15 protein-coding genes are annotated in these 16,038 nt (G+C 60.6%); 11 read left to right on the forward strand and 4 right to left on the reverse strand.

The genetic code is table 11. The annotated features are described in order from the left end of the window. Positions 1-177: 177 nt before the first annotated feature. Complete coding sequence (gene tcdA / locus AC1RO5_RS30550) at positions 178-996, reverse strand: tRNA cyclic N6-threonylcarbamoyladenosine(37) synthase TcdA (protein ID WP_493179467.1); 819 nt, start codon at positions 994-996, stop codon at positions 178-180. A gap of 282 nt (positions 997-1,278) precedes the next feature. Here tcdA and AC1RO5_RS30555 point away from each other — a divergent pair, with 282 nt between their 5' ends. The 4 genes from AC1RO5_RS30555 (at position 1,279) to AC1RO5_RS30570 (ending at position 6,443) form a co-directional block, all read left to right on the forward strand. Further along, positions 1,279-3,867: a glycosyltransferase gene (locus tag AC1RO5_RS30555; RefSeq protein ID WP_493179468.1), complete on the forward strand. Its 2,589-nt coding sequence runs from the start codon at positions 1,279-1,281 to the stop codon at positions 3,865-3,867. Positions 3,868-4,010: 143 nt separating this feature from the next. Further along, positions 4,011-5,162, forward strand: a complete 1,152-nt coding sequence (dapE, locus tag AC1RO5_RS30560) for a succinyl-diaminopimelate desuccinylase (RefSeq protein ID WP_028939204.1) — start codon at positions 4,011-4,013, stop codon at positions 5,160-5,162. Continuing rightward, complete coding sequence (locus tag AC1RO5_RS30565; RefSeq protein WP_493179470.1) at positions 5,162-5,974, forward strand: putative RNA methyltransferase; 813 nt, start codon at positions 5,162-5,164, stop codon at positions 5,972-5,974. Before dapE ends, AC1RO5_RS30565 begins: the two co-directional genes overlap by 1 nt. A 91-nt stretch (positions 5,975-6,065) precedes the next feature. After that, positions 6,066-6,443 (forward strand): hypothetical protein, encoded by a 378-nt coding sequence (locus AC1RO5_RS30570; RefSeq protein WP_253419140.1) that lies wholly within the window; start codon positions 6,066-6,068, stop codon positions 6,441-6,443. A 124-nt stretch (positions 6,444-6,567) separates the two neighbouring features. On the opposite strand, the gene AC1RO5_RS30575 is transcribed toward AC1RO5_RS30570, so the two are convergent. Beyond that, positions 6,568-6,777, reverse strand: a complete 210-nt coding sequence (locus AC1RO5_RS30575; protein ID WP_007940478.1) for a cold shock domain-containing protein — start codon at positions 6,775-6,777, stop codon at positions 6,568-6,570. 237 nt (positions 6,778-7,014) lie between these two features. Here AC1RO5_RS30575 and plsB point away from each other — a divergent pair, with 237 nt between their 5' ends. From plsB to cmoB, 7 genes are all read left to right on the forward strand, one after another. Further along, a complete protein-coding gene (gene plsB, locus AC1RO5_RS30580) occupies positions 7,015-9,519 on the forward strand; it encodes a glycerol-3-phosphate 1-O-acyltransferase PlsB (RefSeq protein ID WP_493179472.1) in 2,505 nt (834 codons plus the stop codon). A gap of 51 nt (positions 9,520-9,570) precedes the next feature. After that, positions 9,571-9,969 (forward strand): YbaY family lipoprotein, encoded by a 399-nt coding sequence (locus AC1RO5_RS30585; protein WP_493179473.1) that lies wholly within the window; start codon positions 9,571-9,573, stop codon positions 9,967-9,969. Positions 9,970-10,021: 52 nt separating this feature from the next. Continuing rightward, positions 10,022-10,711: a DUF4197 domain-containing protein gene (locus AC1RO5_RS30590; RefSeq protein ID WP_493179474.1), complete on the forward strand. Its 690-nt coding sequence runs from the start codon at positions 10,022-10,024 to the stop codon at positions 10,709-10,711. Between the two features lie 177 nt (positions 10,712-10,888). Beyond that, a complete protein-coding gene (locus AC1RO5_RS30595; RefSeq protein ID WP_019647790.1) occupies positions 10,889-11,281 on the forward strand; it encodes a protease inhibitor I42 family protein in 393 nt (130 codons plus the stop codon). A gap of 2 nt (positions 11,282-11,283) precedes the next feature. Beyond that, positions 11,284-11,919, forward strand: a complete 636-nt coding sequence (locus tag AC1RO5_RS30600) for a lysoplasmalogenase (protein ID WP_493179476.1) — start codon at positions 11,284-11,286, stop codon at positions 11,917-11,919. A gap of 216 nt (positions 11,920-12,135) precedes the next feature. Then, a complete protein-coding gene (cmoA, locus tag AC1RO5_RS30605) occupies positions 12,136-12,915 on the forward strand; it encodes a carboxy-S-adenosyl-L-methionine synthase CmoA (RefSeq protein ID WP_019647788.1) in 780 nt (259 codons plus the stop codon). Continuing rightward, positions 12,912-13,868 (forward strand): tRNA 5-methoxyuridine(34)/uridine 5-oxyacetic acid(34) synthase CmoB, encoded by a 957-nt coding sequence (gene cmoB / locus AC1RO5_RS30610; protein WP_493179477.1) that lies wholly within the window; start codon positions 12,912-12,914, stop codon positions 13,866-13,868. The genes cmoA and cmoB overlap by 4 nt, the downstream gene beginning before the upstream one ends. Positions 13,869-13,974: 106 nt before the next feature. Here the strand turns inward: cmoB and tadA are convergent, their stop codons facing one another. Then, complete coding sequence (tadA, locus tag AC1RO5_RS30615) at positions 13,975-14,469, reverse strand: tRNA adenosine(34) deaminase TadA (protein WP_493179479.1); 495 nt, start codon at positions 14,467-14,469, stop codon at positions 13,975-13,977. Beyond that, a complete protein-coding gene (locus AC1RO5_RS30620) occupies positions 14,469-15,845 on the reverse strand; it encodes a multicopper oxidase family protein (RefSeq protein WP_493179480.1) in 1,377 nt (458 codons plus the stop codon). The genes tadA and AC1RO5_RS30620 overlap by 1 nt, the downstream gene beginning before the upstream one ends. Positions 15,846-16,038 lie beyond the last annotated feature (193 nt).

A 16,038-nucleotide genomic window follows, 5' to 3' on the forward strand; every position in this document is an offset into this window, starting at 1 on the left:
GCAGGCACAGCAAGGGGGAGCAAGCTCCCCCTTTAGTTTTTACCGGACACTAGTGACGCTCTGCGTGGGAATGCCTCCACGGACGCTCCGCGTTCGGCTCTGGAGGGACGCGGAGCGTCCCGGGCTGCATTCCCACGCAGAGCGTGGGAACGATCAAACAAGGGTCTTCGTCGGCCTTTAAGCCTGAGGTTTTACCCGATCCGCCGGGCGTCGAACCCCAGCCACAATCTTATCCACAGCCTTGGTCGCCGCGACCATGCCGAACGTCGCCGTCACCATCATCACCGCGCCAAAGCCCCCGGCGCAGTCGAGCTTCACGCCGTCCCCGACAAAACTCTTCTGCAGGCAAATGCTGCCATCGGGTTTCGGATAGCGCAGTTGCTCGGTGGAAAACACGCACGGCACGCTGTAATGACGGGTCACAGTGCGGGAGAAGCCGTAGTCGCGGCGCAATGTAGAGCGCACTTTCGACGCCAGCGGATCGTTGAACGTGCGATTCAAGTCGCAGACCTGGATCAGCGTCGGATCGATCTGCCCGCCCGCGCCGCCGGTGGTGATGATCTGGATCTTGCGCCGCTTGCACCAGGCGATCAGCGCCGCCTTGGCGTTGACACTGTCGATGCAGTCGATCACGCAGTCGATGTTCGGCGTAATGTACTCGGCCATGGTTTCGCGGGTGACGAAGTCCGCCACCGCATGCACCGTGCAGTCCGGGTTGATTCCGCGCAGGCGCTCGGCCATCACCTCGACCTTGGGCTTGCCGACGGTGCTGTCCAGCGCATGCAGCTGACGGTTGACGTTGCTGACGCAGACGTCGTCCAGGTCGAACAGCGATATCTCGCCCACACCACACCGGGCAACCGCTTCCGCCGCCCAGGAACCGACACCACCAACGCCGACGATCGCCACATGGGCCGCGCGCAAGCGCTCCATGCCTTCAATGCCATACAAGCGGGCGATACCAGCAAACCGCGGATCTTCTGTACTCATGACCATTACCCCAAAAACCGGCGCGCATTATAGGGCTGTCGGCGGCCAAGAGCATCTTTGCACTATGAACGGCGGTGTCGACTGCTTTAATTGACAAAAAATTGATTGGAATTGGACTACAACGCTCTGGTCAAAGAACTTACGTCGACTTGGATTGCCCAATGTCCGGCATTTCCCTGTCCGCTGTACGGTCAGTGAACGCCCGGTGTAGGATGCGCGCCCCTGCCCCTTTGGCAACCAGCCGCCAACCGTTCCTTCGTTCCACAGCCTCCGGAACCTGAAATAGCTATGTCATCGCGTAAATTTGGACTCAACCTGGTAGTGGTTCTAGCAATCGCCGCCTTGTTCACCGGTTTCTGGGCGTTGGTCAATCGCCCGGTCACCGCCCCCAACTGGCCTGAGCAAATCTCCGGCTTTTCGTACTCGCCGTTCCAGCAAGGCCAGTACCCGCAAAAAGCCCAGTACCCGACCGACGATGAAATGCGTCGCGACCTGGAGATCATGAGCAAGCTGACGGACAACATCCGGACCTACTCGGTCGACGGCACGCTGGAGGACATTCCCAAACTGGCGGAAGAATTCGGCCTGCGGGTGACCCTGGGGATCTGGATCAGCCCGGACCAGGAACGCAACGAGCGCGAGATTCAGCGCGCCATCGAACTGGCCAACACCTCCCGCAGTGTGGTTCGCGTCGTGGTCGGTAACGAGGCGATCTTCCGCAAGGAAATCACCGCTGCCGAGCTGAGCGTGATCCTCGATCGCGTGCGCGCGGCCGTAAAGGTTCCGGTCACCACCTCCGAACAGTGGCACGTCTGGGAAGAAAACCCGAGCCTGGCCAAGCACGTCGACCTGATCGCGGCTCACGTTCTGCCCTACTGGGAGTTCATCCCTGTGGACAAGGCTGGTCAGTTCGTTCTTGACCGCGCCCGCGACCTGAAAAAGATGTTCCCGAAAAAACCGTTGCTGCTCTCCGAAGTCGGCTGGCCGAGCAACGGCCGCATGCGTGGTGGCGCCGATGCGTCGCCGGCAGACCAGGCGATTTACTTGCGTACCTTGGTCAACAAGCTCAACCGCCAGGGTTTCAACTACTTCGTGATCGAAGCGTTTGACCAACCGTGGAAGGCCAGTGACGAAGGTTCGGTGGGTGCGTATTGGGGCGTGTTCAACGCCGCGCGCCAGCAGAAATTCAACTTTGAAGGCCCGGTAGTCGCGATCCCGCAATGGCGCGTGCTGGCTATCGGCTCGGTAGTGCTGGCGCTGCTGTCCCTGACCCTGCTGATGATCGACGGTTCGGCCCTGCGTCAACGTGGCCGTACCTTCCTGACCTTTATCGCATTCTTGTGCGGTTCGGTGCTGGTGTGGATCGGTTACGACTACAGCCAGCAATACAGCACCTGGTTCAGTCTGACGGTGGGTTTCCTGCTCGCCCTCGGTGCGCTCGGAGTGTTCATCGTTCTGCTGACTGAAGCCCATGAACTGGCCGAAGCAGTCTGGACCCACAAACGCCGGCGTGAATTCCTGCCAGTGGTGGGCGATTCGGACTACCGACCGAAGGTGTCGATTCACGTACCGTGCTACAACGAGCCGCCGGAGATGGTCAAACAGACCCTCAACGCCCTGGCCAACCTCGACTATCCGGACTTCGAAGTCCTGATCATCGACAACAACACCAAGGACCCGGCAGTCTGGGAGCCGGTGCGCGATTATTGCGAAACCCTCGGCCCGCGCTTCAAGTTCTTCCACGTGTCGCCACTGGCCGGTTTCAAGGGCGGCGCGCTGAATTACCTGATTCCGCACACCGCCAAGGATGCCGAAGTGATCGCGGTGATCGACTCGGACTACTGCGTGCACCCGAACTGGCTCAAGCACATGGTGCCGCACTTCGCCGACCCGAAAATCGCCGTGGTGCAATCGCCACAGGATTATCGCGACCAGAACGAAAGCACCTTCAAGAAGCTCTGCTACGCCGAATACAAAGGCTTCTTCCATATCGGCATGGTCACCCGCAACGACCGCGACGCGATCATCCAGCACGGCACCATGACCATGACCCGTCGCTCGGTGCTCGAGGAACTGGGCTGGGCCGACTGGTGTATCTGTGAAGACGCCGAGCTGGGTCTGCGTGTGTTCGAAAAAGGTCTGTCAGCAGCGTATTACCACGACAGCTACGGCAAAGGCCTGATGCCCGATACCTTTATCGACTTCAAGAAACAGCGTTTCCGCTGGGCCTATGGCGCGATTCAGATCATCAAGCGTCACACCGCCAGCCTGCTGCGCGGCAAGGACACCGAGCTGACCCGTGGCCAGCGTTACCACTTCCTCGCGGGCTGGTTGCCGTGGGTGGCGGACGGCATGAACATTTTCTTCACCATCGGCGCACTGTTGTGGTCGGCGGCGATGATCATCGTGCCGCAACGGGTCGATCCGCCGTTGCTGATTTTCGCGATCCCGCCATTGGCGCTGTTCGTGTTCAAGGTAGGCAAGATCATCTTCCTGTACCGCCGTGCAGTCGGGGTCAATCTGAAAGACGCCTTCTGCGCCGCGTTGGCCGGGCTGGCGTTGTCGCACACCATTGCCAAAGCGGTGCTGTACGGTTTCTTCACCAGCAGCATTCCGTTCTTCCGCACACCGAAGAATGCCGATAACCACGGCTTCTGGGTGGCGATTTCGGAGGCTCGCGAAGAGCTGTTCATCATGCTGCTGCTGTGGGGCGCGGCGCTGGGGATCTTCCTGGTGCAGGGTATACCAAGCAACGACATGCGCTTCTGGGTGACCATGCTGCTGGTGCAGTCGCTGCCGTACCTGGCGGCGCTGATCATGGCGTTCCTGTCGTCGCTGCCCAACCCTTCGGTAGAAGCTGCGCCGGTACCGGCGTAATCCGTTATTAGATAACGTCAAACGGCGGCCTTCGGGCCGCCGTTTTGCTTTAGAATGATCGCCTTTTTCAATGCCAACAAACTCGGTAGAAGCTGCCTTCGGCAGCTCCTACATGTTTACCGTGCGCACCTCGGAGTTCTTACATGACGGCCCACGCCGACCTTTCGCCGACCCTTCAACTCGCCATCGACCTGATCCGCCGTCCATCCGTGACGCCGGTCGACGCCGATTGCCAGAAGCAGATGATGCAGCGCCTGGGCGATGCCGGTTTTATGCTGGAACCGATGCGCATCGAAGATGTGGATAACTTCTGGGCGACCCACGGCAAACACGACGGCCCGGTGCTGTGTTTCGCCGGTCACACCGACGTAGTGCCGACAGGTCCGGTGGCCGCCTGGCAGATCGACCCGTTCAACGCAGTGATCGACGAACACGGCATGCTCTGCGGCCGTGGCGCGGCAGACATGAAAGGCAGCCTTGCGTCCATGACCGTGGCGGCCGAGCGTTTCGTCGCCGACTATCCGGATCACAAGGGCAAGGTCGCGTTCCTGATCACCAGCGACGAAGAAGGCCCGGCGCACCACGGCACCAAGGCTGTGGTCGAACGCCTTGCCGCCCGCAAGGAACGCCTGGACTGGTGCATCGTCGGCGAGCCGTCGAGCACGACCCTGGTGGGTGACGTGGTCAAGAACGGCCGTCGCGGTTCCCTCGGCGCCAAATTGACCGTGCGCGGTGTGCAGGGCCACGTGGCGTATCCGCACCTGGCGAAGAACCCGATCCACCTCGCTGCCCCGGCCCTGGCCGAACTTGCCGCCGAGCACTGGGACCACGGCAACGATTTCTTCCCGCCGACCAGTTTCCAGATCTCCAACGTCAATTCCGGCACCGGCGCGACCAACGTGATTCCGGGTGATCTGGTGGCGGTGTTCAACTTCCGCTTCTCCACCGAGTCCACCGTCGAAGGCCTGCAAAAGCGCGTCGCCGACATTCTCGACAAGCATGGTCTGGACTGGCACATCGACTGGGCGCTGTCCGGCCTGCCGTTCCTCACCGAGCCGGGCGCGCTGCTCGACGCGGTGTCGGCGAGCATCAAGGACATCACCGGTCGTGACACCAAAGCCTCCACCAGCGGCGGCACTTCCGACGGGCGTTTCATCGCGACCATGGGCACCCAAGTGGTTGAACTGGGCCCGGTCAACGCGACGATCCACCAGGTCAACGAGCGTGTACTGGCGGCCGACCTCGACGTGCTGACCGAGATCTACTACCAGACCTTGATCAAGTTGCTCGCCTGATGCTCGCCTGCCCGATCTGCAGCGAACCGCTGAACGCGGTAGACAACGGCGTGGCCTGCCCCGCCGGGCATCGTTTCGACCGTGCGCGGCAGGGTTACCTGAACCTGCTGCCGGTGCAGCACAAGAACAGCCGTGACCCTGGGGATAACCAGGCGATGGTCGAAGCCCGTCGCGACTTTCTGAACGCCGGCCATTACGCGCCGGTGGCCAAGCGTCTGGCAGAACTGGCGGCCGGTTATGCGCCCCAGCGCTGGCTGGACATCGGCTGTGGCGAGGGTTACTACACCGCGCAAATCGCCGAAGCCTTGCCCAATGCTGATGGCTATGCCCTGGACATTTCCCGGGAAGCCGTCAAACGCGCCTGCAAACGCAACCCTGCGCTGACCTGGTTGATCGCCAGCATGGCGCGGGTGCCATTGGCCTCGGGCAGTTGCCAGTTTCTGGCCAGCGTGTTCAGCCCGTTGGATTGGCAAGAAGCCAAGCGCCTGCTCAGCCCCGGTGGCGGCCTGATGAAAGTCGGACCGACCAGCGGCCATCTGATGGAACTGCGTGAGCGGCTGTACGATGAAGTGCGCGAGTACACCGACGACAAGCACCTGGCGTTGGTGCCGGAAGGCATGGCGTTGCAACACAGCGAAACCCTGGAGTTCAAACTGACGCTGGTCAATGGTCAGGATCGCGCGAACCTCTTGGCGATGACACCTCACGGCTGGCGCGCCAGTGCCGAACGGCGGGCAGCAGTCATCGAACAAGTGGAACCGTTCGAGGTCACCGTTTCGATGCGCTACGATTATTTCGTTCTGCAGCAGTAGTTAGAGAACAACTTTAATTTTTGTCTTGAGCAACGGCCCAAGACCGGCTAAATCCGCGAATGGATTTTTCAGACCCGCAGCGAGGACATCCATGCGCCAACCGGACATCGAGATTTACCTGAAAGACGCCGACGTCGATCACAAAGCCATCGCGGCCTGGCTCGGCGCGGCTCTAGGCCCGTGCACCGACTGGGTCCAGAAAGGCCAGACCTACAAGTGCAAGGCCGGCAACGTGCCAGTCACCTGGCTGCCCAAAGCCGTAGGCAAATGGAACAGCCTGTACCTGGAAAGCGACCAGACCCCGTGGGAAGACGATATCGCTTGCGCCCGCGCCGCATTTGCCGCGCTGAACGTCGAAGTACGTTGTGCGCCGGGTAGCTGGGTCGAGGAAGAAGGTGAGGAAACGGCAGATCGCTGGATTCGCATCAGCGTCGATGGTGAAGAAGAGATCACCTGGAAAACCGCTTAAGAGAGTTGATCGTTCCCACGCTCTGCGTGGGAATGCAGCCCGGGACGCTCCGCGTCCCAAAAGCGGACGCAGAGCGTCCGTTGAGGCATTCCCACGCAGAGCGTGGGAACGATCTTTAGTGGGTTTACAGACCTACAACATCCTCAGCCTGCAAGCCCTTCTGCCCTTCCACCACCGCGTATTCAACCTGCTGACCTTCAGTCAGCGAGCGATGCCCTTCGCCGCGGATCGCGCGGTAGTGCACGAACACGTCCACCCCGTCCTGGCGCTGAATGAAGCCATAACCCTTGGCGTCGTTGAACCACTTCACGTTGCCGGTTTCGCGTGTTGCCATCTGTTCATACTCCCTTTTTATTATTGAACGGGCTTTTCGCAGGAAAGCCTTGAGGAACGTCAGCCTGCATCCGACGTCCATTGAAGGGACCCGGCGACAGACCGCCGAGTATATGACAGACGCAAAAACTCTCAACTCAAGTTTACTTCGCCGCTTTTTTGCCGATTTTCAGCGAATACGGCACACTATCGACCGCCCGAGCAAACGCTCGGTTTTATTCATTCACGCAGAAGCCGTATGACCCGTTCCCCGTTCCGCCGTCTTGTGTTTGGCACCCTGCGCCGACTGCTGTACCTCTGGGTTCGCTCGGAGACGATCAACCAGTCGTCGTTCACCCTTAACCTCGACCGCAGCCGGCCGGTATTCTACGTCCTGCAAAATCCTTCGCTGACCGACCTTGCCGTGGTCGATACCGAATGCAGCAAGGCCGGCCTGCCCCGTCCGGTATTGCCGGTATCGGTGGGTGCGCTGGTGGAGCCCGCCGCGTTCTTTTACCTGACACCGGATCCCGACTGGCTTGGTCGTCAGGACAAACGCGGTGCGCCGCCAACCCTGACCCGTCTGGTCAGTGGTCTGAGCCAGAACGCCGCCGAAGACGCGCAGATCATTCCGGTCAGCGTGTTCTGGGGCCAGTCGCCGGACAGCGAAAACAGCCCATGGAAGCTGCTGTTCGCCGATAGCTGGGCGGTGACCGGGCGCCTGCGTCGCCTGCTGAGCATCATCGTACTGGGACGCAAGACCCGCGTGCAGTTCTCCGCGCCGATCCACCTGCGCGAACTGATCGAACACAACAAGGGCCACGAACGCACCGTGCGCATGGCCCAACGCATCCTGCGGGTGCACTTTCGCAACCTCAAAGCGGCGGTGATCGGCCCGGACATTTCCCACCGACGCAACCTGGTCAAGGGCCTGGTCAACCAGCCGCTGGTCAAGCAAGCGATCCTCGACGAAGCCGAGCGCGAAAACATCTCCCCGGAAAAAGCCAAGGCCCAGGCCTTGCGCTACGGAAACGAAATCGCCTCCGACTACACCTACACCGCGATCCGCTTCATGGAAGTGGTGCTGAGCTGGTTCTGGAACAAAATCTACGACGGCATCAAGGTCAACAACATCGAAGGCGTGCAAAAGGTCGCCCCGGGTTACGAAGTGATCTACGTACCCTGCCACCGCAGCCACATCGACTACCTGCTGCTGTCCTATCTGCTGTTCCGCAACGGCCTGACCCCGCCGCACATCGCCGCCGGGATCAACCTCAACATGCCGGGGATCGGCGGCCTGCTACGCCGAGGCGGTGCGTTCTTCATGCGCCGCACCTTCAAGGGCAACCCGCTCTATACCTCGGTGTTCAACGAATACCTGCACACCCTGTTCACCAAAGGCTTCCCGGTCGAGTACTTCGTCGAAGGCGGCCGTTCGCGCACCGGGCGCATGCTGCAACCGAAAACCGGGATGCTCGCGATCACGCTGCGCAGCTTCCTGCGTTCGTCGCGCATGCCGATCGTGTTCGTGCCGGTGTACATCGGCTATGAGCGCGTGCTGGAAGGCCGGACTTACCTCGGCGAATTGCGTGGCGCGAGCAAGAAGAAAGAATCGATCTTCGACATCTTCAAAGTCATCGGCGCACTCAAACAGTGTTTCGGTCAGGTCGCGGTGAACTTCGGTGAGCCGATCAAGCTGGCGGAGTTCCTCGACAGCGAACAGCCAGACTGGCGCCAACAAGAACTCGGCCCGCAATTCAAACCGGCCTGGCTCAACGAAACCACCAACCGCCTCGGTGAGAAAGTCGCGCAGCATCTGAACGAAGCGGCGGCGATCAACCCGGTGAATCTGGTAGCCCTGGCGTTGCTGTCCACCAGCCGCCTGGCGCTGGACGATCGCGCCATGGCGCGGGTGCTGGATTTGTATCTGGCGCTGTTGCGCAAGGTTCCTTACTCACCGCACACCACCCTGCCGGACGGTGATGGCCGAGCGCTGATCGAACATGTGAAAGACATGGACCTGCTGTCTGAGCAGAGCGATGCGCTGGGCAAGATTCTGTACCTGGACGAACAGAACGCCGTCCTGATGACCTACTACCGCAACAATGTTTTGCACATTTTCGCGTTGCCGTCGCTGCTGGCGAGTTTCTTCCAGAGTGCGTCGCGCATGAGCCGCGAGCAGATCCTGCGCTACACCCGTGCGCTGTATCCGTACTTGCAATCGGAGCTGTTCATTCGCTGGACGCTGGACGAACTCGATGGCGTGATCGATCAGTGGCTCGAAGCCTTCGTCGAGCAAGGCCTGCTGCGTTTCGAGAAGGACGTGTACCTGCGTCCGGCGCCAAGTTCGCGACATTTCGTGTTGCTGACGCTGCTGTCGAAAAGCATCGCCCAGACCTTGCAGCGCTTCTACATGACCGTTTCCCTGCTGCTCAACAGCGGCCAGAACAGCATCAGCGCCGAAGAACTGGAAGATCTGTGCACGGTCATGGCCCAGCGCCTGTCGATCCTGCATGGCCTGAATGCCCCGGAGTTCTTCGACAAAAGCCTGTTCCGTCACTTCATCCAGACGATGCTGGACCTCGACGTGTTGCGCCGCGACGAAGCCGGCAAGCTGAGCTATCACGAACTGCTCGGCGAACTGGCCGAAGGCGCCGCAAAACGGGTGCTGCCGGCGGAGATTCGCTTGTCGATCCGTCAGGTGGCACTGCATCGCAGTGAGGATGCGGCGGACCAAGTCGCGACTGCGGCGCAAACCGACTAAATTCCTACAGGCGTCAGGTTTCTTCTGGCGCCTTCGATACGGAGATCTCCGATGAAAAAACTTTCTCTTCTGTTGCTGACCAGCCTGCTCGGTGCCTGTCAAACCCTGCAACCCGCCGCCAAAACCGGCCTCAATGGCGAAGTGTTCTACCTACAACGCATCGCCCTGCCACCGAGCGCAATCTTGAACGTCAGCCTGCTGGATGTCTCACTGGCAGACGCGCCGGCCCTGGTACTCGACGAACAGAAAGGTCCGGTCAAAGGCCAGGTGCCATTGCCGTTTCATCTGAGCTACGATCCGACCCAGGTCAAACCCGGCCATCGTTACTCAGTCAGCGCGCGGATTGAAGTGGACGGCAAATTAATGTTCATCACCACTGAACATCACGCCGTGCAACTGGACGGCAAAGATCCGCAGCCACTGAAAATCCGCGTCGATGCCGTCCGTTAACTGTCTTTTCTGAACTTTTTTCTGAGCCTTTTTTCTGAATAAGGAAGCCGCCATGTTGCGCCCAACCCTTCGCTTCGCCGGCCTGTGCGCAGGCTTGATGATTTGCGCCAACGCCCTGGCACTGTCACTCAGTGACCTGTCGCAACAAGACGCCACCGGCGGCCTCAAGGACGCCCTGACCCAAGGCGCGCAGCTGGCCGTTAAACAGCTGGGCACACCCGGCGGCTTCAGCAACAACCCGGACGTGAAAATCGAACTGCCGGGAAAACTGGGTAAGGTCGCCAAGAAAATGAAACAGTTCGGCATGGGCGACCAGGTCGATCAACTGGAAACCAGCATGAACAAGGCAGCTGAAGCGGCGGTCACGCAGGCTCAGCCGATTCTGGTGGATGCGGTGAAGAAGATGACCGTGGAGGATGCCAAGGGGATTCTCAGCGGCGGCCAGGATTCGGCCACTCAGTACCTGAGCAAAACCAGTCGCGAACAGATCCGCACCAAGTTCTTGCCGATCGTCAAGCAAGCCACCGACCAGGTCGGCTTGGCTCAGCAATACAACGCGTTCGCCGGGCAAGCCGCGACGCTGGGTGTGCTGGATGCGAAAAATGCCAACATCGAAAGCTACGTGACCGAACAGGCGTTGAACGGGTTGTTCGAGATGATTGGCAAACAGGAAGAAACCATTCGCAAGAACCCTGCGTCAGCGGCGACCAGTTTGGCGAAGAAAGTTTTCGGCACACTCTAAACCCGCTGGCAGCGGGCTTGCTCACAAAGGGGTCAACGCGGTCTATCTGAACGACCGCGTTGCGTGCATCGCGAGCAGACTCGCTCCCACAAAAAGCCAGACCGCCGGCACCGTCACAATTTGTCTCATCTTCAGTTATGCTCGCCGTTCGTCGTGAACGCCGGAGCCGCTGATCTTATGTCCCCCACTCGCCTGTTTGTCCCCCTCGCCCTTGCTCTGCTGAGTGCTTGCGCCTCGCAACCGAAACAGAACCTGACCGTGGAAAAACAAAGCGAATGCCCGGCGAAACTGCACAACGGGCAAACCCTGATTCTGACGCTGCCAAGCAACCCGACCACGGGTTACCGCTGGGCGATCCAGGATTCAGCCGGTGGTGTGTTGCGCGCGCTCAGCCCCGAGGTTTACAGCAACCCGGAAGACGCCGGGATCGTCGGCAGTGCCGGCATCTCGACCTGGCGTTTCCAGGCCTTCGCCACTGGCACTGGCCGCTTGCGACTGACTTACTCACAACCATGGGCACCAGAAGTACCGGCGGTGCAAACCTTCGACTGCGCCATCGCGGTTAACTGATCGTGGGCTGGCTGATTCTGGCGCTGATGGGCGCGGTGACCTTTGTCTATGGCCTGAGCGTGCATGCCGCGCTGCTCTGCCTGCTGGTCAAACCGATGCCGGTGCTGGCCCTGCTCGGCTGGTTGCACGATGCACCGCCCAGCGAGTATCGGCGCTGGATCAGCCTGGGTTTGATTTTCTCCTTGGTCGGCGACGTGTTGCTGGCATGGCCGCAAGACTTGTTCGTGTTTGGACTTGGAGCGTTTTTGCTCGCGCATCTGGCGTATCTGAAGGCTTACTTGAGCGATTGCCGGCGTCTGGCCGTGTTACCGCTGATCCTCGCCCTCGGCGTGGGTGCGGTGCTGCTGGGGATCCTGATTTCCAATGGCTTGGGGCCGCTGCTGGTCCCGGTGATCGTCTACGGCCTGGCCATCAGCGCCATGCTCTGGCGCGCCCTGGCCCGCCTCGGCACCGACGTGCCCAAACGCTCGGCGTTGCTGGCGGCGGCAGGCGCGGTGGCGTTTGTGTTTTCTGACAGCGTGATTGGCATTAACCGGTTTGTGATGCCATTTCATGCCGCGCCTTACGTGATCATTCTGAGTTACTGGCTGGGGCAATGGGGGATTGCGGCGTCGGCGTTCACCCAGAAACCGCGCTGAATCCTGTGACGAGGGAGCTTGCTCCCGCTGGGCTGCGAAGCAGCCCCAACCCAGGCGACACCAACTTCCCAGACAAAACCCACTTACCGGATGACGACTGCTGCGCAGCCGAGCGGGAGCAAGCTCCCTCGCCACAACAGCATGTCTCTGCGTTAACCGAGGTTAGTCCGGCGGTTTATCAGACAACCCGCGCATCCCCGCGCCAAGTTGGCTAAAATGCCGGCCTTTTCCACCTATGCCGCTGGAACCGCCGTGAGCAAAGAATCCGATCGCCTTTTCGCCCAGCCTTTGGCCCAGGTGCCTGACTTCGCCTTTAACGAGGACGTGGTGCGGGTGTTCCCGGACATGATCAAGCGCTCGGTGCCGGGTTATCCGACCATCGTTGAAAACCTCGGCGTGCTCGCCGCGCAATTCGCTCAGCCAAACAGCGTGCTCTACGATTTGGGCTCGTCGCTGGGTGCCGTGACCCAGGCCTTGCGCCGCCACGTGCGTACCGACGGCTGCCGCGTCATCGCTGTGGATAACTCCGCGGCCATGGTCGAGCGTTGCCGCGAATACCTCAACGGCCAGGACTCGATGTTCCAGGAGTTGCTGCCGGTGGAAGTGATCGAAGGCGACATCCTCGCCCTGGAATTTCAACCGGCCTCGGTGGTGGCGCTGAACTTCACCCTGCAATTCATCGCCCCGGACCAGCGCACCGCGCTGCTCGCGCGTATCCGCCAATCGTTGCTGCCCGGTGGCGCGCTGATTCTTTCAGAGAAGCTGCGCTTCAACGACCCCGAAGAACACGCGTTGCTCACTGACCTGCACGTGGCCTTCAAACGCGCCAACGGCTACAGCGAACTGGAAATCGCCCAGAAGCGCAGCGCCATCGAAAATGTCATGAAGCCCGACAGCCTCGAAGAACACCGCGAACGCCTGCTGGCCGCCGGGTTCTCGAAAGTCGTGCCGTGGTTCCAGTGTCTTAACTTTGCCTCGTTGATTGCCTTGCCATGATTGATTTGTCTCCCCTCGCCCGCCGTCTGGCCGGTACTCCGCTGGCCGAATGGGCCAACACCCTGCAAGTGCAACTCGACAAGAAAATGGAAAAAGGTCACGGCGACCTGGAGCGCTGGCAGAGCGCCCTGGATGCGTTGCCGAAGATCCTGCCGAGCGAAGTCGACTTGTTGAACGGCCTCAAGCTGGACACCGATTGCGACGATGAAACCCGCGCGCAAATGCGCACCGCGCTGATGGGCTTGTCACCTTGGCGTAAAGGGCCGTTTGACCTGTTCGGCGTGCATGTCGACACCGAATGGCGCTCGGACTGGAAGTGGACCCGGGTGGCTCCGCATCTGGACCTGAAGGGCAAACGCATCCTCGATGTCGGCTGCGGCAACGGCTATTACATGTGGCGCATGCTCGGCGCCGGGGCCGACAGCGTGATCGGCGTCGACCCCAACTGGCTGTTCTTCTGCCAGTTCCAGGCGGTGCAGCGTTACCTGTCCGAACCCAATGCCTGGCACCTGCCATTCCCGTTCGAAGACCTGCCGCCGAATCTGGAAGGGTTCGACACGGTGTTTTCCATGGGCGTGTTTTACCATCGCCGTTCGCCGATCGAGCATTTGCTAGCGCTGAAGGATTGCCTGGTCAAGGGTGGTGAATTGGTGCTGGAGACGCTGGTAATCGAAGGCGATCAACAGCAAGTATTGGTGCCGGAAGACCGTTACGCACAGATGCGTAATGTCTGGTTCCTGCCGTCGGTGCCGGCGCTGGAACTGTGGCTGCGTCGCGCCGGGTTCAGCGATGTGCGTTGCGTGGATGTGAGCATGACCACGGTCGAGGAACAACGCGGGACGGAGTGGATGAAGTATCAGTCGTTGAGCGATTTCCTCGATCCGGATGATCACAGCAAAACGATCGAAGGGCTGCCGGCGCCGATGCGCGCCGTGATCGTGGCCCGCAAGTAAAGGCAAGATCAAAAGATCGTCCGAACGCGGCTCGAACCTTCGGCAGCTCCTACAGGTGGATCGCATTTCAATGCAGGAGCTGCCGCAGGCTGCGATCTTGGCGATCTCAGTCTCTACTGGCTCTTCGGGCCTTGAAGAACTCGCTCAACACCGCGCCGCATTCCTCCGCCAACACGCCGCCCTCATACAACACTCGATGATTGAGAAAGCCCTGGGTAAAAAACTGCCCCTGGCTCTGCACAATTCCGGCCTTGGGCTCCAGCGCGCCATACACCACCCGCGCAATCCGCGAATGCACGATCAGCCCGGCGCACATGCTGCACGGCTCCAGCGTCACGTAGAGCGTACTGCCGGGCAGGCGATAGTTGCTGGCGGCCTGGGCGGCGGCGCGGATCGCGACCATCTCGGCGTGGGCGCTGGGGTCATTGCCGCTGATCGGGCAATTGAAACCGCGCCCGATGATTTCACCGTCCTGCACCAGCACCGCGCCCACCGGCACTTCACCCAGCGCCGCGCCTTCGGCGGCGAGGGCCAGGGCTTCGCGCATGAAATCACGATCACGACTGCGGTCGATAATCGCCGCGGGGCGTATCTGACGCATTACGCCACCTCGATAGCGGCCATCAGGCCGGTTTCCATGTGGTCGATTACATGGCAGTGGAACATCCAGACGCCCGGGTTATCCGCCACCAGCGCCACTTGCGCGCGCTCGTTCTTGCCCAACAGGTAAGTGTCGGTGAAGTACGGGATGACCTTGTGCCGGTTCGAGGAAATAACCTTGAAGCTCATGCCATGCAAATGGACCGGGTGCTGATACTGAGTCATGTTTTTAAATTCGAAAATATAGCTTTTGCCCTTTTCGAGCTTGGCAATCGGTCGGTCGGCGCAGGTTTTGTCGGTGATGTCCCAGGCCTTGCCGTTGATCTGCCACAGGCTGGGCGGCTTGCCGTTGTCGACGTTGACCGACACCGAGCCCACCCATTCAAAATTGAAGTTGAGTTTCTCGGCATTGGCCAGGTCCGGCTCGGCCACCGGGTTGGCGGGCAGCGCTGGCGGCCATTCGGTCGGCGCGTCGGTATTGGCCACTGAGCGGAAGGTGCCCAGGCGTACCGGGCCATTGCGCAGCGACAGTTCTTCGCCGGCCGGTGGTGCCTTGATCGCCAGGCAAATGCGCATGCCCGGGCCCAGCCAGTATTCCTTGCCCAGTGGGCGCGGTTCGATGGGATTGCCGTCCAGTGCGTAGATCTGCGCTTCGACACCGGGGATGTTGAGGCGATAAGTCAGGGTGTTGTCGAGGTTGAGCAGGCGTACGCGGGTGATCTGCCCGGCGGGCAAGTCGATCACCGATTGCGAGACGCCATTGATGGTCGACAGGCGCCCGGCCGTACCGCCACGGGCCGCTTCGCGAGGAATGCTGAACGGCACAAAAGCGCCTTCTTCATCGACATGCCAGCTCTTGAGGCTCAAGGTCTTTTCGTATTTGAAACCGGTGGGCTCACGCTCTTCGATAATCAGCGGACCGACCAGCCCGCGACCGAGTTCTTCGCTGCTGTTCACGTGCGGGTGATACCAGTAGCTGCCGGCGTCGGGCACGCGGAATTTGTAGTCGAAGTATTCGCCCGGCAGTACCGGCAATTGCGACACGTAAGGCACGCCGTCCATTTCCAGCGGCAGGCGGATGCCGTGCCAGTGAATGGTCGTCGCCACCGGCAGGTGGTTGATAAAGCGCACCCGCAGCCATTCACCCTGACGCACACGCAATTCAGTGCCCGGCGCCGATGGGCCGAACGCCCAGGCCTCGGTCTTGTGCCCGGCTACCAGTTCGACATCCAACGGAGCGGCGATCAGCTCATAGTCGTGGCCAGCCTCAGCGTCGGCCATCTTGCCCAGCCAGTAACGCGACGCGCCACCGGCCCCCACGCCAACCACCACAAGACCGGCCAGACCACCGAGTATTTGTCGACGGGTAAAGGACATGAACTCAACTACCTCACGTATCAGCCACAGGCGCGGTGCCTGCAAAAGGCGAATACGATACACCTGCGGTTGAGAAACAGTAAGGGCAGCGCGGCGGATGGACGCAGTTCGCGGTTGATCGTTCCCATGCTCCGCGTCACTAGTGTCCGGTAAAAACTAAAGGGGGAGCTTGCTCCCCCTTGCTGTGCCTGCT

The sequence above is a fragment of the Pseudomonas sp. GW822-FHT02G04 genome, from assembly GCF_058802085.1.